General features: G+C 37.1%; 15 protein-coding genes. 11 read left to right on the forward strand and 4 right to left on the reverse strand.

Annotated elements, in window-relative coordinates; genetic code table 11:
* The first annotated feature begins 258 nt into the window (after nt 1-258).
* The 3 genes from hisF to rlmN are packed head-to-tail and all read left to right on the forward strand — an operon-like array spanning nt 259 to nt 2,640.
* Entirely contained in the window at nt 259-1,017 is a 759-nt protein-coding gene (hisF, locus tag K0A91_RS07895) for an imidazole glycerol phosphate synthase subunit HisF (RefSeq protein ID WP_295009643.1), read from the forward strand.
* A gap of 10 nt (nt 1,018-1,027) precedes the next feature.
* Nucleotides 1,028-1,573 carry a purine-nucleoside phosphorylase gene (locus tag K0A91_RS07900; RefSeq protein WP_295009644.1) on the forward strand — a complete coding sequence of 182 codons (546 nt, stop codon included), beginning with the start codon at nt 1,028-1,030 and terminating at the stop codon, nt 1,571-1,573.
* The gene (gene rlmN / locus K0A91_RS07905; RefSeq protein WP_295009645.1) at nt 1,570-2,640 is read left to right on the forward strand and encodes a 23S rRNA (adenine(2503)-C(2))-methyltransferase RlmN; all 1,071 of its coding nucleotides are present in this window, start codon (nt 1,570-1,572) and stop codon (nt 2,638-2,640) included. Before K0A91_RS07900 ends, rlmN begins: the two co-directional genes overlap by 4 nt.
* Nucleotides 2,641-3,158: 518 nt before the next feature.
* On the opposite strand, the gene K0A91_RS07910 is transcribed toward rlmN, so the two are convergent.
* Nucleotides 3,159-4,049, reverse strand: coding sequence for an RluA family pseudouridine synthase (locus K0A91_RS07910; protein ID WP_295009646.1), 891 nt, complete (start codon nt 4,047-4,049; stop codon nt 3,159-3,161).
* Nucleotides 4,050-4,171: 122 nt separating this feature from the next.
* Between K0A91_RS07910 and purB the strand changes: the two genes are divergently transcribed.
* From purB to K0A91_RS07935, 5 genes are all read left to right on the forward strand, one after another.
* Nucleotides 4,172-5,500 (forward strand): adenylosuccinate lyase, encoded by a 1,329-nt coding sequence (gene purB, locus K0A91_RS07915; RefSeq protein WP_295009647.1) that lies wholly within the window; start codon nt 4,172-4,174, stop codon nt 5,498-5,500.
* Nucleotides 5,501-5,602: 102 nt separating this feature from the next.
* Nucleotides 5,603-7,969 carry a ribonucleoside-diphosphate reductase subunit alpha gene (locus tag K0A91_RS07920; protein ID WP_295009648.1) on the forward strand — a complete coding sequence of 789 codons (2,367 nt, stop codon included), beginning with the start codon at nt 5,603-5,605 and terminating at the stop codon, nt 7,967-7,969.
* 13 nt (nt 7,970-7,982) lie between these two features.
* A complete protein-coding gene (locus K0A91_RS07925) occupies nt 7,983-8,348 on the forward strand; it encodes a hypothetical protein (RefSeq protein ID WP_295009649.1) in 366 nt (121 codons plus the stop codon).
* Nucleotides 8,349-8,506: 158 nt separating this feature from the next.
* Nucleotides 8,507-9,892 carry a Do family serine endopeptidase gene (locus K0A91_RS07930; protein ID WP_295009650.1) on the forward strand — a complete coding sequence of 462 codons (1,386 nt, stop codon included), beginning with the start codon at nt 8,507-8,509 and terminating at the stop codon, nt 9,890-9,892.
* A 290-nt stretch (nt 9,893-10,182) separates the two neighbouring features.
* Entirely contained in the window at nt 10,183-11,463 is a 1,281-nt protein-coding gene (locus K0A91_RS07935; RefSeq protein WP_295009651.1) for a citrate synthase, read from the forward strand.
* Between the two features lie 14 nt (nt 11,464-11,477).
* On the opposite strand, the gene K0A91_RS07940 is transcribed toward K0A91_RS07935, so the two are convergent.
* From K0A91_RS07940 to ruvC, 3 genes are all read right to left on the reverse strand, one after another.
* Nucleotides 11,478-11,789 (reverse strand): pyrimidine/purine nucleoside phosphorylase, encoded by a 312-nt coding sequence (locus K0A91_RS07940; RefSeq protein WP_295009652.1) that lies wholly within the window; start codon nt 11,787-11,789, stop codon nt 11,478-11,480.
* A gap of 130 nt (nt 11,790-11,919) precedes the next feature.
* Nucleotides 11,920-12,885, reverse strand: coding sequence for a PAS domain-containing protein (locus K0A91_RS07945; protein ID WP_295009653.1), 966 nt, complete (start codon nt 12,883-12,885; stop codon nt 11,920-11,922).
* Between the two features lie 75 nt (nt 12,886-12,960).
* The gene (ruvC, locus tag K0A91_RS07950; RefSeq protein ID WP_295009654.1) at nt 12,961-13,440 is read right to left on the reverse strand and encodes a crossover junction endodeoxyribonuclease RuvC; all 480 of its coding nucleotides are present in this window, start codon (nt 13,438-13,440) and stop codon (nt 12,961-12,963) included.
* A gap of 107 nt (nt 13,441-13,547) precedes the next feature.
* Between ruvC and dnaA the strand changes: the two genes are divergently transcribed.
* The 3 genes from dnaA to gyrB all read left to right on the forward strand — a co-directional run bounded on the left by dnaA (nt 13,548) and on the right by gyrB (nt 18,632).
* On the forward strand, nt 13,548-14,858 hold the full coding sequence (dnaA, locus tag K0A91_RS07955) for a chromosomal replication initiator protein DnaA (protein ID WP_295009655.1): 1,311 nt from the start codon (nt 13,548-13,550) through the stop codon (nt 14,856-14,858).
* Between the two features lie 166 nt (nt 14,859-15,024).
* Nucleotides 15,025-16,092: a DNA polymerase III subunit beta gene (dnaN, locus tag K0A91_RS07960; RefSeq protein WP_295009656.1), complete on the forward strand. Its 1,068-nt coding sequence runs from the start codon at nt 15,025-15,027 to the stop codon at nt 16,090-16,092.
* A 230-nt stretch (nt 16,093-16,322) separates the two neighbouring features.
* A complete protein-coding gene (gyrB, locus tag K0A91_RS07965; RefSeq protein ID WP_295009668.1) occupies nt 16,323-18,632 on the forward strand; it encodes a DNA topoisomerase (ATP-hydrolyzing) subunit B in 2,310 nt (769 codons plus the stop codon).
* Nucleotides 18,633-18,638: the final 6 nt, after the last annotated feature.

The following is an 18,638-nucleotide window of genomic DNA, read 5'->3' on the forward strand; positions in this document are numbered from 1 at the left end:
ATTAAAGTAAATCAGCCAAAAAACTGTAAAATTACAGGCAATGGCTAAAATCAGTTTTTTAAAAAGTTAGAAAATTGAGGTTAGAAGGTGTTGGCTTGGTTGCTTGATTGAATTTGCAAGTGGCTCTTACAAATAAAATAATCATATGTTTCACATGAAACATTTTACAGTTTGAAACCAAATCTCATGCCAAACATATCAAAAGTAAATATAAGCCATAAAGTGTATAATTTCGTTATATTATAAAAGGTGCTACTTTTGAACTATTTTGCAAAAAGAATTATTCCTTGTCTTGATGTTAAAGACGGACGCGTTGTTAAAGGTGTCAACTTTATCGGTCTTAGAGATGCAGGGGATCCAGTTGAAGTTGCAAAAAGATACAATGAAGAGGGTGCAGATGAGATTACATTTTTAGATATAACCGCATCAAGTGATAACCGCGACACCATAGTAGATATAGTGGCGCGTGTTGCACGCGAAATTTTCATACCTCTAACTGTTGGCGGAGGCATCAGAAAACTTGAGGACATCTACAAACTTCTAAATGTAGGGTGTGATAAAGTAAGCGTAAACTCTGCAGCAATAAAAAGACCACAATTGATAGATGAAGGTGCAAAGCGATTTGGCTCACAGTGTATCGTCACAGCGATAGATGTTAAAAAAACAGGCAACAGATATAACGTATATCTAAACGGCGGCAGGGAAGACACTGGAATCGATGCGATAGAGTGGGCAAAAGAGGCAGTAAGCAGAGGAAGCGGTGAGATACTTTTAACCTCAATGGATGCGGACGGCACAAAAGCCGGTTTTGAGCTAAACATAACCCAGTTGATAAGCAGCGCTGTAAACGTTCCTGTTATCGCAAGCGGCGGAGCCGGAACTATGGAGCATATAAAAGAGGCGTTTTTACATGGTGCAGATGCGGCGCTCGCTGCGAGTATCTTCCACTACAAAGAGATAAATATTATGGATTTAAAACACTACCTACACGATAATAATATTCCAGTTAGATTATAGAGGTTTGTATATGATAATCTGCGCTGGAAATAATGAAACATTTGATTTTGCCACTCCTATGGGAGTAGGTCTAATTGAGATGACAATCAACCTGACAAGAGCCTGCCTTTTTGACAAACCTGAATTTTTGTTGTTTGTGGGAAGTGCCGGAAGTTATGGAGAACACAAAATATTTGACATAATAGAGTCAAAAACAGCATCAAATATAGAACTTGCATTTCTAAACGGCGATGCATACACTCCTTTAGATAATGTTATTTCCACTAACACAGAGCAAACAAAAAGAGATGTTATAGTCAACTCTTCAAACTATATCTCAACAAACCAAGAGCTAACAAAAAAGTTTCTAAACCTCGGTATTGGCATAGAAAACATGGAGTTTTTTGCTGTTTTAAGGGTTGCTCAGGAGTTTGATATTCCAGCCGGCGGAGTTTTTTGTATAACAAACTTTACTAACAAAAATGCCCATGAGGATTTTTTAAAAAATCACGAAGAAGCAAAAAAGATTTTAAATATACATGTAAAAAAAAGAATCAAGGAATTAACAAAAAAATGAAACCATCACTTCTTGATTTTACGCTAAAAGAGCTGCAAGAAAACATAAAGCCATCATTTAGGGCAAAACAGATTTATGGCTGGCTATATCATCAATATGTTCAAAACTTTGATGAGATGAAAAATATTCCAAAACAGCTTAGAGACGAGCTGGCTGAAAAATATCTTCTAAATCCTCTTAAGATAATAAAAAAAGAGGAATCAATCGACGGCACTATCAAATATCTGCTTGAACTTCAAGACGGGAAAACGGTAGAAGCAGTTTGGCTCAAGATGAAAGAAACGCTCACAGACGAAGCCGGCGAAGTTACACAAGAGGCGAAATATACCATCTGTGTATCCACACAAGTCGGCTGTAAAGTCGGTTGTGCTTTTTGTTTGACTGCAAAAGGCGGTTTTACAAGGGATTTAACCGCAGGAGAGATAGTAGGGCAGGTTGTGGCTCTAAAGCGTGATAATGAACACAAACACAACAGAATGATAAATATAGTCTACATGGGAATGGGTGAACCTCTGGATAATCTTGATAATCTAGCACGTGCCATAGAGATTTTTAAAGAAGAAGAGGGGTTGTGCATTTCAGGCAAAAGACAAACCGTCTCTACAAGCGGGCTTAGCAACAAGATAGACAGACTCGGAGAGATGGATTTGGGTGTTCATATAGCTATTTCGCTTCACGCGGTCGATGATGAGCTTAGAACTGAACTTATCCCTATGAATAAGGCTCACAATATCTCTTCTATTATAGAAGCTGTTAAACGTTTTCCTATTGATACGAGAAAAAGAGTTATGTTTGAGTATCTGGTTATAAAAAACAAAAACGATGATATCGGCTCTGCAAAAAAGCTTGTAAAACTACTCTCAGGCATAAAAGCGAAGGTAAATCTTATATATTTCAATCCCTATCCTGGAACTGAGTATCAAAGACCAGATAAAGCAGATATGATTGCTTTTCAGGAGTATCTAGTTAATCATGGCCTTTTGTGTACCATCCGTGACTCAAAAGGGATAGATATCAGTGCGGCGTGCGGACAGCTAAAAGAAAAAACAGGGAGTGAGTTAAAATGAACTATGTAGAAATTTTCCAAATTGTATTTTTAATTCTTGTGTTTGCGGTTGGAGTAATAGGTTTTATAAAAGCAGCAACATCTGATAAAAAAAACGAAGACTAATTAACAAAACGACCAACACACCAGGGAGGTCGTTTATAAATAATATCATACCCTAGATTTATTAATAAAAAATTCCTTCACTCTCTTAAAAAAAGTTTTTCCATAAAAAAAAGTTATTTTTTTACTCAATATGTGTACTATTCACACATTGCTCTAAAGTGTGAACAATATAATGTTTTCTACAGTGCAAATTTAAAAATTCAGTATTTGCTTAAGAACTAATTTATATAAAAATAACCTGAAATTATATTTTTTACATATCATTAAAAGTGCCTATTTTAGGGCTATGTGAGAGTTTAATTATGAGCTGTTGTATTAATAATAAAAATGTCCTCAAAAGCTACTTTAAGTTATTCACATGTAATGGCTTATATGTTTAATATATGTATGAAAATATTTCAGCTATGACTTTTTCTATTTCATATTTTCTAAACAAACTTTTTCAAAATCCACGTTACTTTTAACATGATAATTTTTGCCGTACAATTCAAACTCTAATTCATTTGCATGCAGAAGCAATCTTCTCGAGCCGCTTATCGTAACTCTTGTTTCTCTGTCAAGTTCTCTGTCGAGATACTTTACGATGTTCTCTTCATCTTGTCCATAAACAGGATCACCGACTATCGGATGTTTCACATGAAACATATGGACTCTTATCTGATGTTGTCTTCCTGTGTGTGGAGAACACTCAACCATCGTCATATTTAACTCTGGATAATATTTAACCGGTTTTATATATGTAAGTGATTCCTTGCCGCTCTCATGCACTTTTACAACCATTCTGATAAGTGCACTCTTTTCATCATCATATCGAAGCAGCGGAGCGTCAATACGAAGTTCATCTTTTAACTCTCCGTGAACCATAGCCAAATACTTCTTCTTCATATCACGCTCTTGAAACATCATCTTTATATCAACTTCGCTCTTTTTGTCTTTTGCGCACAAAACAAGTCCGCTAGTCTCTTGGTCTATTCTATGAGCAATATTTGCATCCATTCCGAACTGAAACTTCAACTCATCTATAAGGGAGTACTCTGTGTGTCTGTTTTGAGGATGGATAAGCATACCGCTTGGTTTGTCAAAAACCACAAACTTCTCATCTACAACATGCGGAGCTAAACCTTTTGATATCGGTTCAAAATATATAAACTCAAACTCACCCTCCAAATAATCTGATGGCTTTGTAATCGGAATGCCATTTACGAGAACTCTTCCTACTGCTATATATCTTTGAATATCTCTTTGGGAGTATCCCAATTCCCGCTTTAGAAAAAGAAAAGCACTCTCTCTTTCTCGTGCAAACATTTTTTTAGTTACAAATGGCAAATTTAACCCCTATTTAATCAACGATTTACATTATTTTCTGTAAAATTAATGACTTAATTTTAACATAAAAACATAAGATAATTATCATAAGGGCAACACATATGATCGAAAGATACTCAAGAGTTGAGATGAGCTCTAAATGGACTATGCAGGCAAAATATCAGGCTTGGCTTGATGTAGAAAAAGCAGTAGTCAAGGCTTGGAACAGACTCGGTCTGATTCCTGATGAAGATGCAAAAAAAATTGTGCAGAATGCAGGGTTTAATATAGAGAGGATTGACGAGATAGAAGCAGTCACCCGCCATGACCTTATAGCATTTACCACAAGCGTATCTGAAACACTGGGCGAAGAGAGCAGATGGTTTCACTACGGCATGACAAGTTCAGATACGATTGACACAGCTGTAGCACTACAGATGAAAAGCTCTCTGGAGTTAATCATAGAAGATGTGAAGATGCTTATGGAGTCGATTAAAAAAAGAGCGATGGAACACAAGATGACTCTTATGGTTGGACGCAGCCACGGCATACATGGAGAGCCTATAACATTCGGTCTTGTGTTAGCTGTTTGGTATGACGAAATGGCAAGACATTTAGAAAATCTAGAGCAGACACTTGATGTTATAAGTGTAGGACAGGTTAGCGGGGCAATGGGTAACTTTGCTCACGCTCCCTTAGAGCTTGAAGAGTATACATGTGAAGAGCTGGGGCTAAAACCTGCACCCGCATCTAACCAAGTTATTCAGCGAGACAGATACGCAAGACTTGCTACCTCGTTGGCTCTTATGGCAAGCTCAATAGAGAAGTTTGCAGTTCAAGTCCGCCACTGGCAGAGAACTGAAGTTTACGAGTGCGAAGAGTATTTTGCAAAGGGTCAAAAAGGCTCATCTGCTATGCCTCATAAGCGCAACCCGATACTAACAGAAAACATAACAGGTTTGGCAAGAATGATAAGAGCTTACGCAATACCTGCCATGGAAAACGTAGCGCTTTGGCATGAGAGAGATATCAGCCACTCTTCAACTGAGAGATTTTGGCTTCCCGACTCATTTATAACAAGCGACTTTATGTTACACCGCATGAATAATGTAATCGCTAACCTAACTGTATATCCCCAAAACATGATGAGAAATCTCAATCTTACCGGAGGACTTGTCTTTTCTCAGAGAGTTCTACTTGAGCTTCCGCTAAAAGGTGTTAGCCGCGAGGATGCTTATCGCATAGTTCAGAGAAACGCGATGAAGGTCTGGGAAGAGATACAGCAGGGCAAACCTACAACAAACGAGAAAGGTGAGAGCCTATACCTAAACCACCTTTTGGCGGATGAAGAGTTAAGAGCGAGTCTGAGTGAAGAGGCAATTCGTGAATGCTTTAACTTTGACTACTATACAAAAAATGTTGACAAAATTTTTGCGAGAGTTTTTCGTTAAAATGACAAAATTCTGCTAATATTCTTTTAGCATTAAAATGAAAAAGTATAAAAATATTAAAAGTACAAAAGAGAACACTTTTGTATGACCTAGGACGTTAAAATGATAACAATTATAAAAAGAAACGGCAGAACAGAAACTCTCGACATTACCAAAATCCAGAAATACACTTCAGCAGCCGTTGAGGGTCTGGCTAATGTTTCTCAAAGCGAACTTGAAGTCGATGCGCAGATTCACTTCCGTGACGGAATTACATCGAAAGAGATACAGCAGACTCTTATTAAAACCGCAGTTGACAAGATAGACATAGATACTCCTAACTGGACGTTTGTCGCATCAAGACTTTTTTTGTTTAACCTATATCATGAAGTAAACGGATTTACAGGTTACTCGTCACTAAAGAGCTACTTTGAAAAAGGTGAAAAAGAGGGGAGACTTCTCCTTGGTTTAAAAGAGATGTATAACCTTGATAGCTTAGAAAAACATATCAAACCTGAACGCGACATGCAGTTTAACTATCTGGGCGTTAAAACACTCTACGACAGATATCTTATAAAAGACAGAAACGGCAATCCTATGGAGCTGCCTCAGCATATGTTTATGGCGATAGCCATGTTTTTAGCTCAAAGAGAAGAGAAAAAAGAGGAGTGGGCAATCAAGTTTTATAACATGATTTCTACTTTTGAAGTTATGTTAGCTACTCCGACTCTAAGCAATGCGAGAACAACAAGGCACCAGTTGAGTTCATGCTACATCGGTTCAACTCCAGACAACATAGAGGGGATATTCGACTCTTACGCAGAGATGGCGATGCTCTCAAAATTCGGCGGAGGAATCGGCTGGGATTGGACAAATGTACGCTCAATGGGTTCTTTTATCGACGGGCATAAAAACGCGGCAGGCGGAACCGTTCCGTTTCTGAAAATCACAAACGACATCGCTGTTGCGGTTGATCAGCTGGGGACTAGAAAAGGCGCTATTGCTGTTTACTTGGAGCCTTGGCACATTGATATAAACGACTTTTTGGATTTGAAGAAAAACTCTGGCGAAGAGCGTCGCCGCGCACACGACCTTTTCCCTGCACTATGGCTAAACGACCTCTTTATGCAAAGAGTGGAAGAGGATGGAATCTGGACTCTATTTGACCCTTATGACTGCAGAGAGCTAGCAACGCTTTACGGTGAAGAGTTTAACAAAAGATACAAAGAGCTTGAGGCAAATGAGAGTATTGTAAAAGAGAGACTCAAAGCTAAAAGCCTCTGGAAAAAGATACTCACATCTTACTTTGAAACAGGAAGTCCTTTCCTGTGCTTCAAAGACAATGCGAACAGAGCCAACCCTAACAGCCACACAGGTGTTATAAGAAGTTCTAACCTATGTACTGAGATTTTCCAAAACACAAACCCTAACCGTTATAAAATAAAGTTTATTTTTGAAAACGGCGAGAGTGTTAGTTATGGGGAAGAGGATATCATTAAAGTTGACAGCGGAGTTGAAAAGCCGGCTAAAAAAGTAACTGCGCTTGACTCATTGGGCGGCAGAGAGATTTACGTTGTTGAAAAAGAGAAGATAAACGGCGACACTGCTGTTTGTAATCTAGCTTCAGTTAATCTCTCGCGCATAAACACGAAAGAGGATATCGACAGAATAGTTCCAATTGCTATCCGTGCTCTTGATAACGTTATAGATTTGAATTTCTACCCTATAGAGAAGGTTAAACGCACTAACATGAAAACAAGAGCAATCGGTCTTGGTGTTATGGGTGAAGCTCAGATGTTAGCACAGCAGGCAATAACATGGGGAAGTCAGCAGCACTTTGACAAGATAGACGAAGTTATGGAAGCCGTTAGCTTTAATGCCATATCTGCATCTAGCGATATAGCTCTTGAGAAAAGCCCTTATCCCGAATATGAGGGTTCAAAATGGAGCAAAGGCATAATGCCGATGGACCATGCTACGACCGATGTTAAAAAACTTGTTGACCGAGGCGGACTTTTTGCTTCGTCTTACGAGTGGGAAGAGCTTCGCGCAAAAGTAAAAAAGCAGGGAATAAGAAACGGCTATCTTATGGCAATAGCGCCTACTAGTTCTATCTCAATTCTTACCGGAACTACACAGGCAATTGAGCCGGTATTTAAGAGAAAGTGGTACGAGGAGAATCTATCGGGTCTTATTCCGGTTGTTGTTCCTGAACTCTCACCTGATACTTGGGCATACTACACTCCGGCTTATGATTTGAACCAAACCATACTTATAAAAGCGGCGGCGATTCGTCAAAAATGGTTAGACCAAGGTCAAAGTTTAAATATCTTTATAACCCTTGATAAAGCAAGCGGAAAGTACTTAAACGAAATCTACATGTTAGCTTGGAAGCTGGGTCTTAAATCTACATACTACCTGCGCTCGCAGTCTCCTGAAATGGCAAGCGACGTTGAAGACAGAAGTTTGGAATGTGTCGGTTGCCAATAAAAAGTTTTATTAAATGAGACCTCTTTTAAAAAATGATTTAGAGAGCTTCTTAAAAAGATTTGGCAACTTTATTGATGCAGAGTTTAGATCAATTGAGATTTTAACTCCTACCACACTTAAAATTACTCTCGCAGCACAAGACAGCGCAAGAGGATTTGACTGGATAACTATTGGATTTGAGTTTAGCGGCGTAAGTGATGCCAGACTTATTGAGAGCTCAAAACTTCCGCATGCAGATTTAAGCGAAGGTATAACGCTTATCCATAAAGAAGACTCTTTTAGATTTGCGCTTGGAGCCTATAACAGTTTCTCGGCCGCTGCAAACTCTGCATGCCAGATAAAAGCCTCCTCGCTAAAATACGCAGAAGGCTCCTTTTGATTAATGTTACACACGAAAACGAACATGTTCGTTTTCGTAGCAGTGGCAAATCTCCCTTGCAAACCCACTAAAGCTACAAAAAACTTCTGTTTTTCGAGAACAATAAAAACACTTCATTAACCTTTTAGTTATAACATTTTAAACAAAAAGGAGTTTTCATGAAAAAAATCATTCTGCTTTCACTTCTGATATTTACACTTGTTTATGCCAAAAGCGATGTAGAGTTTAAGTACGCACCAAAGAGCATAGAGCGGGAACATCCGACAAACCAAAACCGCATACTCTCCTATAACAATATTTTAGAAGATGTAAGAACAAGCATTGTGAATATCTCTATAAAAAAAGAGGTTAGCGGTGCAGGGTTAAACGCAAATCCTTTTTTAAACGACCCGTTTTTCAGAGAATTTTTTAGAGGTTACGGGGATATCCCTCAAGAGAGAATAGAGAAGTCACTAGGCTCTGGAGTTATTGTTTCAAAGGATGGCTACATTGTTACCAACAACCATGTAGTTGACGGTGCAGATAAGATAATAGTAAATCTAGCAGGCAACAAAAAAGAGTATGAAGCCAAGCTAATAGGCAAAGACGAGAAGAGCGACTTAGCTATTATAAAAATCGAGGCAAAAGATTTAAATGCAGTAACTTTTTTTGACTCAGACAAGGTGAAAGTCGGGGATGTGGTTTTTGCGCTTGGAAATCCATTTGGAGTCGGTGAGACTATAACACAAGGGATAGTCTCTGCCACTGGAAGAAGCGGTGTTGGAATTGTAGAGTATGAAGATTTTATCCAAACGGACGCTTCGATAAACCCGGGAAATTCGGGCGGCGCTCTTATTAACTCAGCAGGACATCTCATAGGAATCAACTCTGCAATTATCTCAAAATCAGGCGGAAATGTCGGCATCGGTTTTGCAATTCCATCAAACATGGTTACGACAGTTGCAACAAGTCTCATAGAGAGTGGCAAATATACACGTGCGTATCTTGGGGTAAATATCTCAGACATAGATGATGATATGAGCGCTTTTTATGATGATAAATACGGAGCTCTAATAACAGGCGTGGAGGATAACTCTCCTGCTGCAAAAGCGGGTCTCAAGAGAGGGGATTTGATTATCTCGGTTAACGGCAAAAAAATAGGCGGTGCAAGTGAGCTAAAAAATACGATAGGTTCATACGCTCCTTCAAAGACGGTAAACATAAAATATCTAAGAGACAAGAAGATAAACGCTGTGAATGTTATACTTGGGGCACCTGAGGATAAAGTAGCAAACGGCGGATATGAGTACAAGGGTATAAAGCTGGCTCAAATAAGCCAAACACACAAACAGCAGCTAAACATTAACATAAACGGTGTTGCTGTAGTTGACGTGGATGAGAAGAGCGAAGCGTATAAAATCGGAATAAGAAAAAACGACATAATCGTGCAGGTAGAAAACAGCGAGATTGCAACTTTGGAAGATTTCAAAAAGGCAACCGCGTCAAAAGAGAAGAAGAGAGTTTTTGTATATAGAAGAGGTTCTATATACGCTGTTGTCTTATAAAAAACCTAACATGTAGGAAAAAAGAAGCACATCGACGATTATAATTTTCAAAAATCCAAAAGAGGTTCAAAGGGTTTCAGGCACTCTGGATGATGTAAGCCTAAACAAACTCATTACACAATTTATATAGTATAATTATTTATTATACTTCTTGCGAAACTGTAAGAAGTATTTTGCCTTACAAGAGGCAAACATTAGTGCCACAGCGGCTAGCGTAGCTAAATGGGCTTTGCTCATTTAGCGTGTAAAAAGGGTTCTGCAAGAACTCTACTATAAAAAGGGACTATATTATGAGCAGAGACACAATAACATTAACAAACAATCGTGACGGTAAAAGTTATGAATTTCCCATACTCGATGCAACAGTGGGTCCATCTGTAATTGATATTTCAACTCTTTACAAAGAGACCAAAATGTTTACCTATGATGAGGGTTATACATCCACGGCATCATGCAAATCAGATATAACATACATAGACGGCGAAGAGGGAAAGCTTATGTACAGGGGATATGATATAGCATACCTTGCAAGCAAAAAAAGTTTTTTAGATACAGCTTATCTTCTTTTAAACGGCGAACTTCCCACTAAAGATCAGTTGGATAATTTTACAATAGAGATGAAAAAACGCTCTTTTGTACACGAGGGAGTAAAAAAACTTTTTGACTCTTTTCCGGACAGAGCACATCCAATGGCGATTCTCTCGGCAGGCGTCTCCGCACTCTCTACATTTTACTACAAACATTTAGATATAAAAAACAAAGAAGAGTATACAGAGATGGCGAATAGAATAGTTGCCAAAATCCCTACTCTTGCAGCTTTTTCGTACAGATATTCTAACGGCTTGCCTATTATATATCCAGACATGGAGAAAGGATTTACAGAGAATTTTCTCTACATGTTAAGAGCTTATCCGCACAGCTATGTTGAACTAAAACCGATAGAAATAAAAGCGCTTGACACTATTTTTACTCTTCATGCAGACCATGAACAAAATGCATCAACAACAGCCGTTAGAAATCTGGCTTCAACAAATGCCCATCCATATGCAGCAATAAGCGCAGGAATAGGAGCTCTTTGGGGAAAAAGCCACGGCGGAGCAAACGAAAGTGTCATTCGTCAGCTGGAGATGATAGGAACGCTAGACAGAGTAGATGAGTTTATAGCGCGCACAAAAGATAAAAATGACCCGTTCAAGCTTATGGGATTCGGGCATCGCGTATATAAAAATTTCGACCCTCGTGCAACAATACTAAAAAATATCCGCAATAATCTTATGGAAGAGTTGGGTATAAGCAGTGAACTTGTTGAAGTTGCAAACAAAATAGAAGAAATAGCTCTTAGCGATGAGTACTTTGTAAGCAGAAATCTGTATCCGAATATTGATTTTTACTCAGGATTAATTCTTCAGGCACTAAAAATTCCAAAAGAGATGTTTGCCGTTATATTTGTTATAGGCAGAACGCCTGGCTGGATTGCGCAGTGGAGCGAATTAAATCAGCAAAAAACTATAAAAATAGCTCGTCCTCGCCAGCTTTACACCGGCTTAAAAGATAGAACTCCGGAGTATTAATACTACGACCAAAACTACTCTATATACGAGCAGCAGTAGTCTGTAACTCTTTTTATTTTAAGATCAAACGATGAGTTCGCAGGCACGTTAAAAGTCTCGGGAGTGTGAAGCGTTTTCCACTCTTCGTTTGGCAATCTGATATCAAGCTCTCCGCTCATTATCTCCATTATCTCCGCAGCGTCGGTTCCAAAAGTGTATTCTCCAGGAAGCATAATTCCAAGAGTCTTTCTTGAGCCGTCAGCAAATTCTACTGTTCTGCTTGTAACGCTTCCATCTCTATAGATATTTGCTTTTTTAACCACGGTTACATTTTCAAATTTTGACACTATTTTTCCTTAATTTTATTTTATAAAATGAAGGAATCCTCCATTCATTTGGTACGATATCGCGATATCTACGCTAGCCGCTATGGCACTAAAGCGCCACATTAAGTGGCATATTTTTTGAAATTATACCCTATTCCCAATCAAGCAATCTTCTTTGACCCTCTAACTCTCTTATATGGGTAACATCTTGAGAAACTTCTATAACACCTTTATAAACACCCTCATCATTTCTGATGGCAAAATAACGGATGTGAATAAATTTGCCTTTAAATGTAATCCAAAATTCTGCCTCATCTCTGCGGCCTGCTTTAAACTCTCTTAGTATCATCAAAACCTGATCAACAGACTTCGGAGGATGACAAAATTTTACCTCGCGACCGATAATTCCCGCACTTCTTGGAAATACTCTCTCATCTCCGCGGTTATAAAAAATAACGATGTCATTCTCATCGACATAGGTAATATCAACAGGCATAAACTTTAAAAGCCAGTTAATTTGCTCAGGCAACATGTAGCCCTCTTCAAGATTAATTCTGTTCTCAAGCGAGAATGGCAGTTTTCTCTTCTGTTTGTCTTGTGATGGGTGGATATATTCACCCTCTATATGTGCAGGATAAGCAGCAGGCGGCGTATCAAACATCCAGCCTATCTCCTCATCGCCTGAGCGCATCTCTTTCCAGTCATCTTCATCAAGCATATTTAGCGCATTTGGAAGAAGTCTTCCCTCTTCAACCTGCATGATATGTTCTAAGTTTGCAAAAACTACCTGTAGCTGCTGCATCAAAGCGGACATATTTTTCTCTTGTACTAAAGCTCTTGCGGTTTTTATCTCTGCTCTTATATCATCGTGAAAAGCCCACATATTTTGTGAGGGACTTGTCCAGCCGTACTTCTCAAGATATGGAAAAAGCTGGTTCTCTTTTCTTGCAAAATGTTTCTCAACCAAACATAATCTTACAAACTTCTCTTTAAACTCATCAAAATTTTCTATTATGTTTATGCTGTTTATACTTGCTATCACTCCCCTAATTAGCATATTTTCTTCCAAATAGACTCTAACCGGGTGTCCTTCGGGTAGAGAAGCAAAATTGTTCATTTATAAAAATCCTTTATTTTTTTAAAAATTATACTGTTTTAAAAAAATTGCTATTTGATTTAAAGCAAGAGAGGATTATTGCTGTTTTAGTCTTACTCTTTGTGAGTGGGTTATTGCAACCGCAATTGCATCCGTTATATCAAGCGGTTTTATCTCTTTTTTTATGTTTAAAAGCCTTTTTGCCATAAATGCTACCTGCTCTTTTGTCGCTTTGCCGTTTCCTGTTAATGCTTTTTTTACTTGAAGAGCGGTGTATTCGTTAAACTGCCCAAACTGTTGAAGAAGCATAAGCATGATAGCTCCACGAAACTGTGCAAGTTTAATTGTTGTTTTTGGATTATGTGCATAAAAAATATCTTCGATTGCCACTTCATCTATCTTAAAATTTTTAAATATTGTCTCAAATGCCTCGACCATCTGCGGGATTTGAAACTGCAGTTCTTCAGCTTTTATCTTTATAAGTCCAGCCTCAAGCAGTGCAATTTTTCCCTTCTCTAAAGAGATAAGTGCATAGCCCATTTTTCTAGTTCCAGGGTCAATTCCTAAAATTGTCATAATTTTCTTTCACATGTTATAAATTTTTTATTCACATCATTTTAACTTTATTTATGGGAATTATAGCTACTATTCACATATAAATTATATATTAAATAAGGCTTTATGTGAACATCGGTCAAAAAATTTTGCTTCTGCTAAAAGAAGAGATTCCAGAAATTGAATATAACAGATATATTAAACATTTGGTCTATGATACTAAAAAATCCACCGAAGACAGCGCTATTTTTTATGTTTCAAACTCTTTAGTTTTAAATTGGATAAAAAATAAGTATTGTGCAAAGATAAAACATCTCTTTGATATACAAAACTCTGGAAAGGTGAATGTCAGCATTTTACTAAAAAATCAGACCGATACAAAAAAAATTCAGCAAATACCGGAACAAAAGCCGCAGCAGCATTCACTTTTAAATCCATCTCACACATTTGCCAACTTTATGGTCGGGGGTTCAAACCAGTTTGCATATGCAACCGTAAAGAGCGTTAGTGAAAAACCGGGTGAACTCTATAATCCTGTATTTATTTATGGCGGTGTAGGTCTTGGAAAAACTCACCTTATGCAAGCAGCCGGAAATATTTTACAAAATCAGGGAAAAATTGTTATCTATACTACGGTTGAGCAATTCTTAAATGATTTTATACGACATGTTAGAAATAAAACTATGGAAAGATTTCAAGAGAAATACCGCAAATGTGACGTGCTCCTTATAGACGATATTCAGTTTTTAAGCAATAAAGAGGGGATTCAGGAGGAGTTTTTTCACACTTTTGAAGCACTAAAAGGTATCGGAAAACAGATTATACTAACAGCTGACAAACATCCTAAAAAAATAGCAGGTCTTGAGAAGAGACTTCAAAGCAGGTTTGAACATGGGCTTGTTGCCGATATTCAGCCACCTGAGCTTGAAACAAAAATAGCTATTATTGAAAATAAGTGCAAAATAAACAAAGTCGTTCTTACAAAAGATATTATCTACTATATAGCAACCGTTATAGAGAGCAATGTCCGTGAAATTGAGGGAATATTATCGAAACTTCATGCATATTCACAACTTATGCATGTCGATATAGATTTACAGTTTACAAAAAATGTACTCAAAGACCAGCTTCAAGAAAATCGTGCAAATCTCACCCTTGATATTATCACTCAAAGCGTAGCAAAAGATCTAAATATTAAACCAAGTGAAATCCGCTCAAAAGGAAGAAGTAAAAATCTAGTCTATGCAAGAAGAATTGCTATCTATCTCTGCCGCGAACTAACACAAAACACTATGCCTCAACTAGCCCAGTATTTCGGCATGCAGGATCATACAGCGATTAGCCATACCTTGAAAAAAATAAATGAATTGATGTTAAATGACGAAGATTTTAAAGTCAAGATTGAAGAATTGACAAATAAAATTACCTCGTCTTCATAAAAAATAAAAAAAAAGATATAATTGCTCAAGTGAATAAGTGTGAATGAGATTGTGGTAGTTCATCACATCTGAAGCTCTCTTGTACTAGGGGCTAGATGGTGATATTCACATTCTCACCGCCTCCTACTACTAATACTATAATTTTATATAATAAATAGGAATTAAAATGAAGATATCTGTACAAAAATCTATCATTGAAAATATTTTAGTCCATGCTCAGCCGTTCTTAGAAAAAAAAGACACTTCACAAATTACTTCCCATGTCTTCATTGATGTATCTGGCTCTAATCTAACAATCAAAGCTACAGATTATGAAATCGGTTTGATTGTATCTACTGACAAAATCAATATTGTTGAAAACGGAAATGTAACTGCTAACGGTAAAAAACTCCTTGATATAGTAAGAATTTTAAAAGATGGTGATATAAATCTTGAGGTTAAAGGCGATATATTATATATCTCTCAATCTCACTCTAAATTTAAACTGCCGACATTTTCATATAACGAATTCCCTGCATTCCCAATATATGATGGAAAACCCACAATAGCAATAGATTCACACTCTCTTATAGATTCTCTGAAAAAAATAACACCCTCTATTGATATCAACAATCCTAAATTTGAACTAAACGGCGCATTGATTGATATAAAAGAGAAAAGCATTAATTTTGCTTCAACAGACACAAGAAGATTGGCAGTTGTAAATATTAATAATGATAGCAGCACAGAGTTATCCATAATTATTCCAAAAAAAGCAATTATTGAAATACAAAAACTATTTTTTGACAATATAGAGTTATACTACGATGAAAACAGTCTTATTATCCACTCTGATCAATATACTTTTTTTACAAAACTTATAAACGGCAAATTTCCTGAATACTCAAGAATTATCCCTAAAGAGATATCAAAAACGCTTACACTTCCAAAAGCGACAATGATTGAAGCTATTAAGCAGATTACAACCATATCAACTGATGTTAAAATTACTTTTTTAAACGACATTATAACTTTTGAGTCTCTTAGCGATGATAATATAGAGGCCAAAACAGAGATTAATTTTGCTACAAATTTTTCAACACCGTTTGTTATTGCAATAAACAGCAGATATCTTTTGGATTTTTTAAACACGATAAATAGCTCAGAATTTACCATAGGTTTAAATGAGAGCAACCTGCCGTTTGTTTTAAGCGAAGGCAATTTTAAAACTGTAGTTATGCCTATAGTTATATAATTGATGTTACGAATTAAGATGGACGTCCGTTTTAATGGCAGGGACTAAAGTCCCTGCAACCCTCTAAAGTTACTACTATTTCTCCGATAGGGGAGAAAAACTGACACTCTACGCTCTTTTTTACAAAAGTGGGTAAGGTCAGATTATCATTAAATTACCATAAAACTTTCTTTTAGAATAAATTAGATAAAATATCCTCAATTATGTCAAAAGTTATATTGGAGAATTTAATGGAAAATTACGGCGCTAGTAATATTAAAGTCCTAAAGGGATTGGAAGCAGTTCGTAAACGACCTGGTATGTATATAGGTGATACAGGTCACAGAGGTTTGCATCATTTAGTTTATGAAGTTATTGATAATTCCATTGACGAAGCGATGGCTGGACATTGTGACACGATTAATGTAACTCTTACAAAAGACGGTACGTGTAAAGTTGTCGATAATGGACGCGGTATTCCTACAGATATGCACCCTGGTGAGGGTATGAGTGCTGCTACCGTTGTTTTAACAGTTCTTCATGCCGGCGGTAAATTTGATAAAGATACATATAAGGTTTCAGGTGGTCTTCACGGCGTCGGCGTATCAGTTGTAAATGCTCTCTCTTCCGACCTTAAAATGACTATTTACAGAAACGGCGAAATATTTGAACAAGATTTTAAAAAAGGTATACCACAAGAAGTTTTAAAAGCAATCGGAACTACTAGAAAAACAGGTACTACTATTGAATTTTCTCCAGATCCAAGTATATTTACAGAGACTACAACTTTTGAATTTGAATACCTTGCAAAAAGATTTAAAGAACTTGCATATCTAAACCCTTTTATAACCATAAAATTTTCAGACGAGAGAACAGGCGTAAAAGAGGATTATCATTTTGAAGGCGGTATTGCTCAATATGTAGCCGACTTAAATAAAAAACAAGAGGTAGCAAAAGTTTTTGAATTTAATTCAAAAATAGAGGATATAGAGTTTGACATAGCTCTTATGTACAACGATACATATGATGAGAAAGTTTACTCTTTTGTAAACAATATTCGTACTCCTAACGGCGGAACACATGAAGCAGGTTTTAGAGCAGGATTAACACGTGTTATTGCAAACTATAATGCTCAAAACGGAGCTGCAAAAGAGAAAGACGTAAAAATAAGCGGTGAAGATACAAGCGAGGGACTTATTGCCATCGTTTCAGTTCGTGTTCCTGAGCCTCAGTTTGAAGGACAAACAAAAGGCAAACTTGGAAACACTTATGTAAGACCGTTGGTTCAAAAATCTACGTATGAACTTTTAAGTAAATATTTTGAAGAAAACCCTATAGAAGCAAAAGCGATTGTTGCTAAATCTTTAATGGCTGCACGCGGTCGTGAAGCTGCAAAAAAGGCAAGAGAATTGACACGCAGAAAAGATTCCATGAGTGTTGGAACACTTCCTGGAAAACTTGCAGATTGTCAAAGCAAAGATGCTTCAATATGTGAACTTTATCTGGTCGAGGGCGACTCTGCAGGCGGTTCGGCAAAAATGGGCAGAGATAGAGTATTTCAGGCAATCTTACCTCTAAAAGGTAAGATATTAAATGTTGAAAAAGCAAGACTTGACAAGATTTTAAAATCTGAAGAGATTACAAATATGATAACGGCAATGGGCTGCGGAATCGGTGAAGAGTATAACGAAGAGAAACTTCGTTATCATAAAATCATTATTATGACCGATGCCGACGTTGACGGAAGCCATATTCAAACACTTTTGCTTACATTTTTCTTCCGTCACTTTAGAAGTGTTGTAGATAACGGCTATCTATATTTGGCACAGCCGCCGCTTTATCGCTATAAAAAAGGCAAAAAAGAGATTTATTTTAAAGATGACCGCGCTATGAATGATTATCTTATAGAAAACGGTATCGAGTCTTTAGAGATTGAGAGTGTAGGTCATCAAGATTTGATTTCTTACTTTAAAATGGTTGACCATTACAGAGGCTCACTGGAGGCGCTAGAGAGAAGATATGCGCTTGTTTCGTTAATCCGCCATTTTATAGAAAATCCGGATCTTATTGGTTTAGATATAAAATCTATGTATGAAAAAGTTGAAGAATTTTTAACTCAAAACGGAAATAACATTTTAACAAAAAGTATTGATGATGATTCTATTCACATATTTGTTCAAACAAAAGACGGAATGGAAGAGTTACTTATTAATGATGATCTCTTTGCGGCACCTCACTTTAATGAAGCAAGTTTCGTATATAGAAAAATAAAAGAGTGGAACTTAGATTTTAAAGATGATTTTATTAAAGTACTTAGTGATGTTATAGATTATGCAAAAAAAGGCGCATATATTCAACGCTACAAAGGTCTTGGAGAGATGAATCCAGATCAGCTGTGGGAGACGACTATGACTCCTGAAAACAGAGTTTTATTGCAAGTTACTATCGATGATGCAGAGCTTGCAAGCGATACATTTACTCTATTTATGGGCGATGAAGTTGAACCGCGCCGTAACTACATTGAAACACACGCTAAAGATGTTAAACATTTAGATGTTTAACATCTT

The sequence above is a fragment of the Sulfurimonas sp. genome (assembly GCF_019429335.1).
GTDB lineage: Bacteria > Campylobacterota > Campylobacteria > Campylobacterales > Sulfurimonadaceae > Sulfurimonas.

What these genes read in the sequence shown, in the direction of transcription:
- K0A91_RS07900 (WP_295009644.1), top strand. Translation starts at nt 1,028, where the DNA reads ATGATAATCTGCGCTGGAAATAATGAAACATTTGATTTTGCCACTCCT.
- rlmN (WP_295009645.1), top strand. Translation starts at nt 1,570, where the DNA reads ATGAAACCATCACTTCTTGATTTTACGCTAAAAGAGCTGCAAGAAAAC.
- K0A91_RS07910 (WP_295009646.1), bottom strand. Translation starts at nt 4,049, where the DNA reads ATGTTTGCACGAGAAAGAGAGAGTGCTTTTCTTTTTCTAAAGCGGGAA.
- purB (WP_295009647.1), top strand. Translation starts at nt 4,172, where the DNA reads ATGATCGAAAGATACTCAAGAGTTGAGATGAGCTCTAAATGGACTATG.
- K0A91_RS07920 (WP_295009648.1), top strand. Translation starts at nt 5,603, where the DNA reads ATGATAACAATTATAAAAAGAAACGGCAGAACAGAAACTCTCGACATT.
- K0A91_RS07925 (WP_295009649.1), top strand. Translation starts at nt 7,983, where the DNA reads ATGAGACCTCTTTTAAAAAATGATTTAGAGAGCTTCTTAAAAAGATTT.
- K0A91_RS07930 (WP_295009650.1), top strand. Translation starts at nt 8,507, where the DNA reads ATGAAAAAAATCATTCTGCTTTCACTTCTGATATTTACACTTGTTTAT.
- K0A91_RS07935 (WP_295009651.1), top strand. Translation starts at nt 10,183, where the DNA reads ATGAGCAGAGACACAATAACATTAACAAACAATCGTGACGGTAAAAGT.
- K0A91_RS07945 (WP_295009653.1), bottom strand. Translation starts at nt 12,885, where the DNA reads ATGAACAATTTTGCTTCTCTACCCGAAGGACACCCGGTTAGAGTCTAT.
- ruvC (WP_295009654.1), bottom strand. Translation starts at nt 13,440, where the DNA reads ATGACAATTTTAGGAATTGACCCTGGAACTAGAAAAATGGGCTATGCA.
- dnaN (WP_295009656.1), top strand. Translation starts at nt 15,025, where the DNA reads ATGAAGATATCTGTACAAAAATCTATCATTGAAAATATTTTAGTCCAT.
- gyrB (WP_295009668.1), top strand. Translation starts at nt 16,323, where the DNA reads ATGGAAAATTACGGCGCTAGTAATATTAAAGTCCTAAAGGGATTGGAA.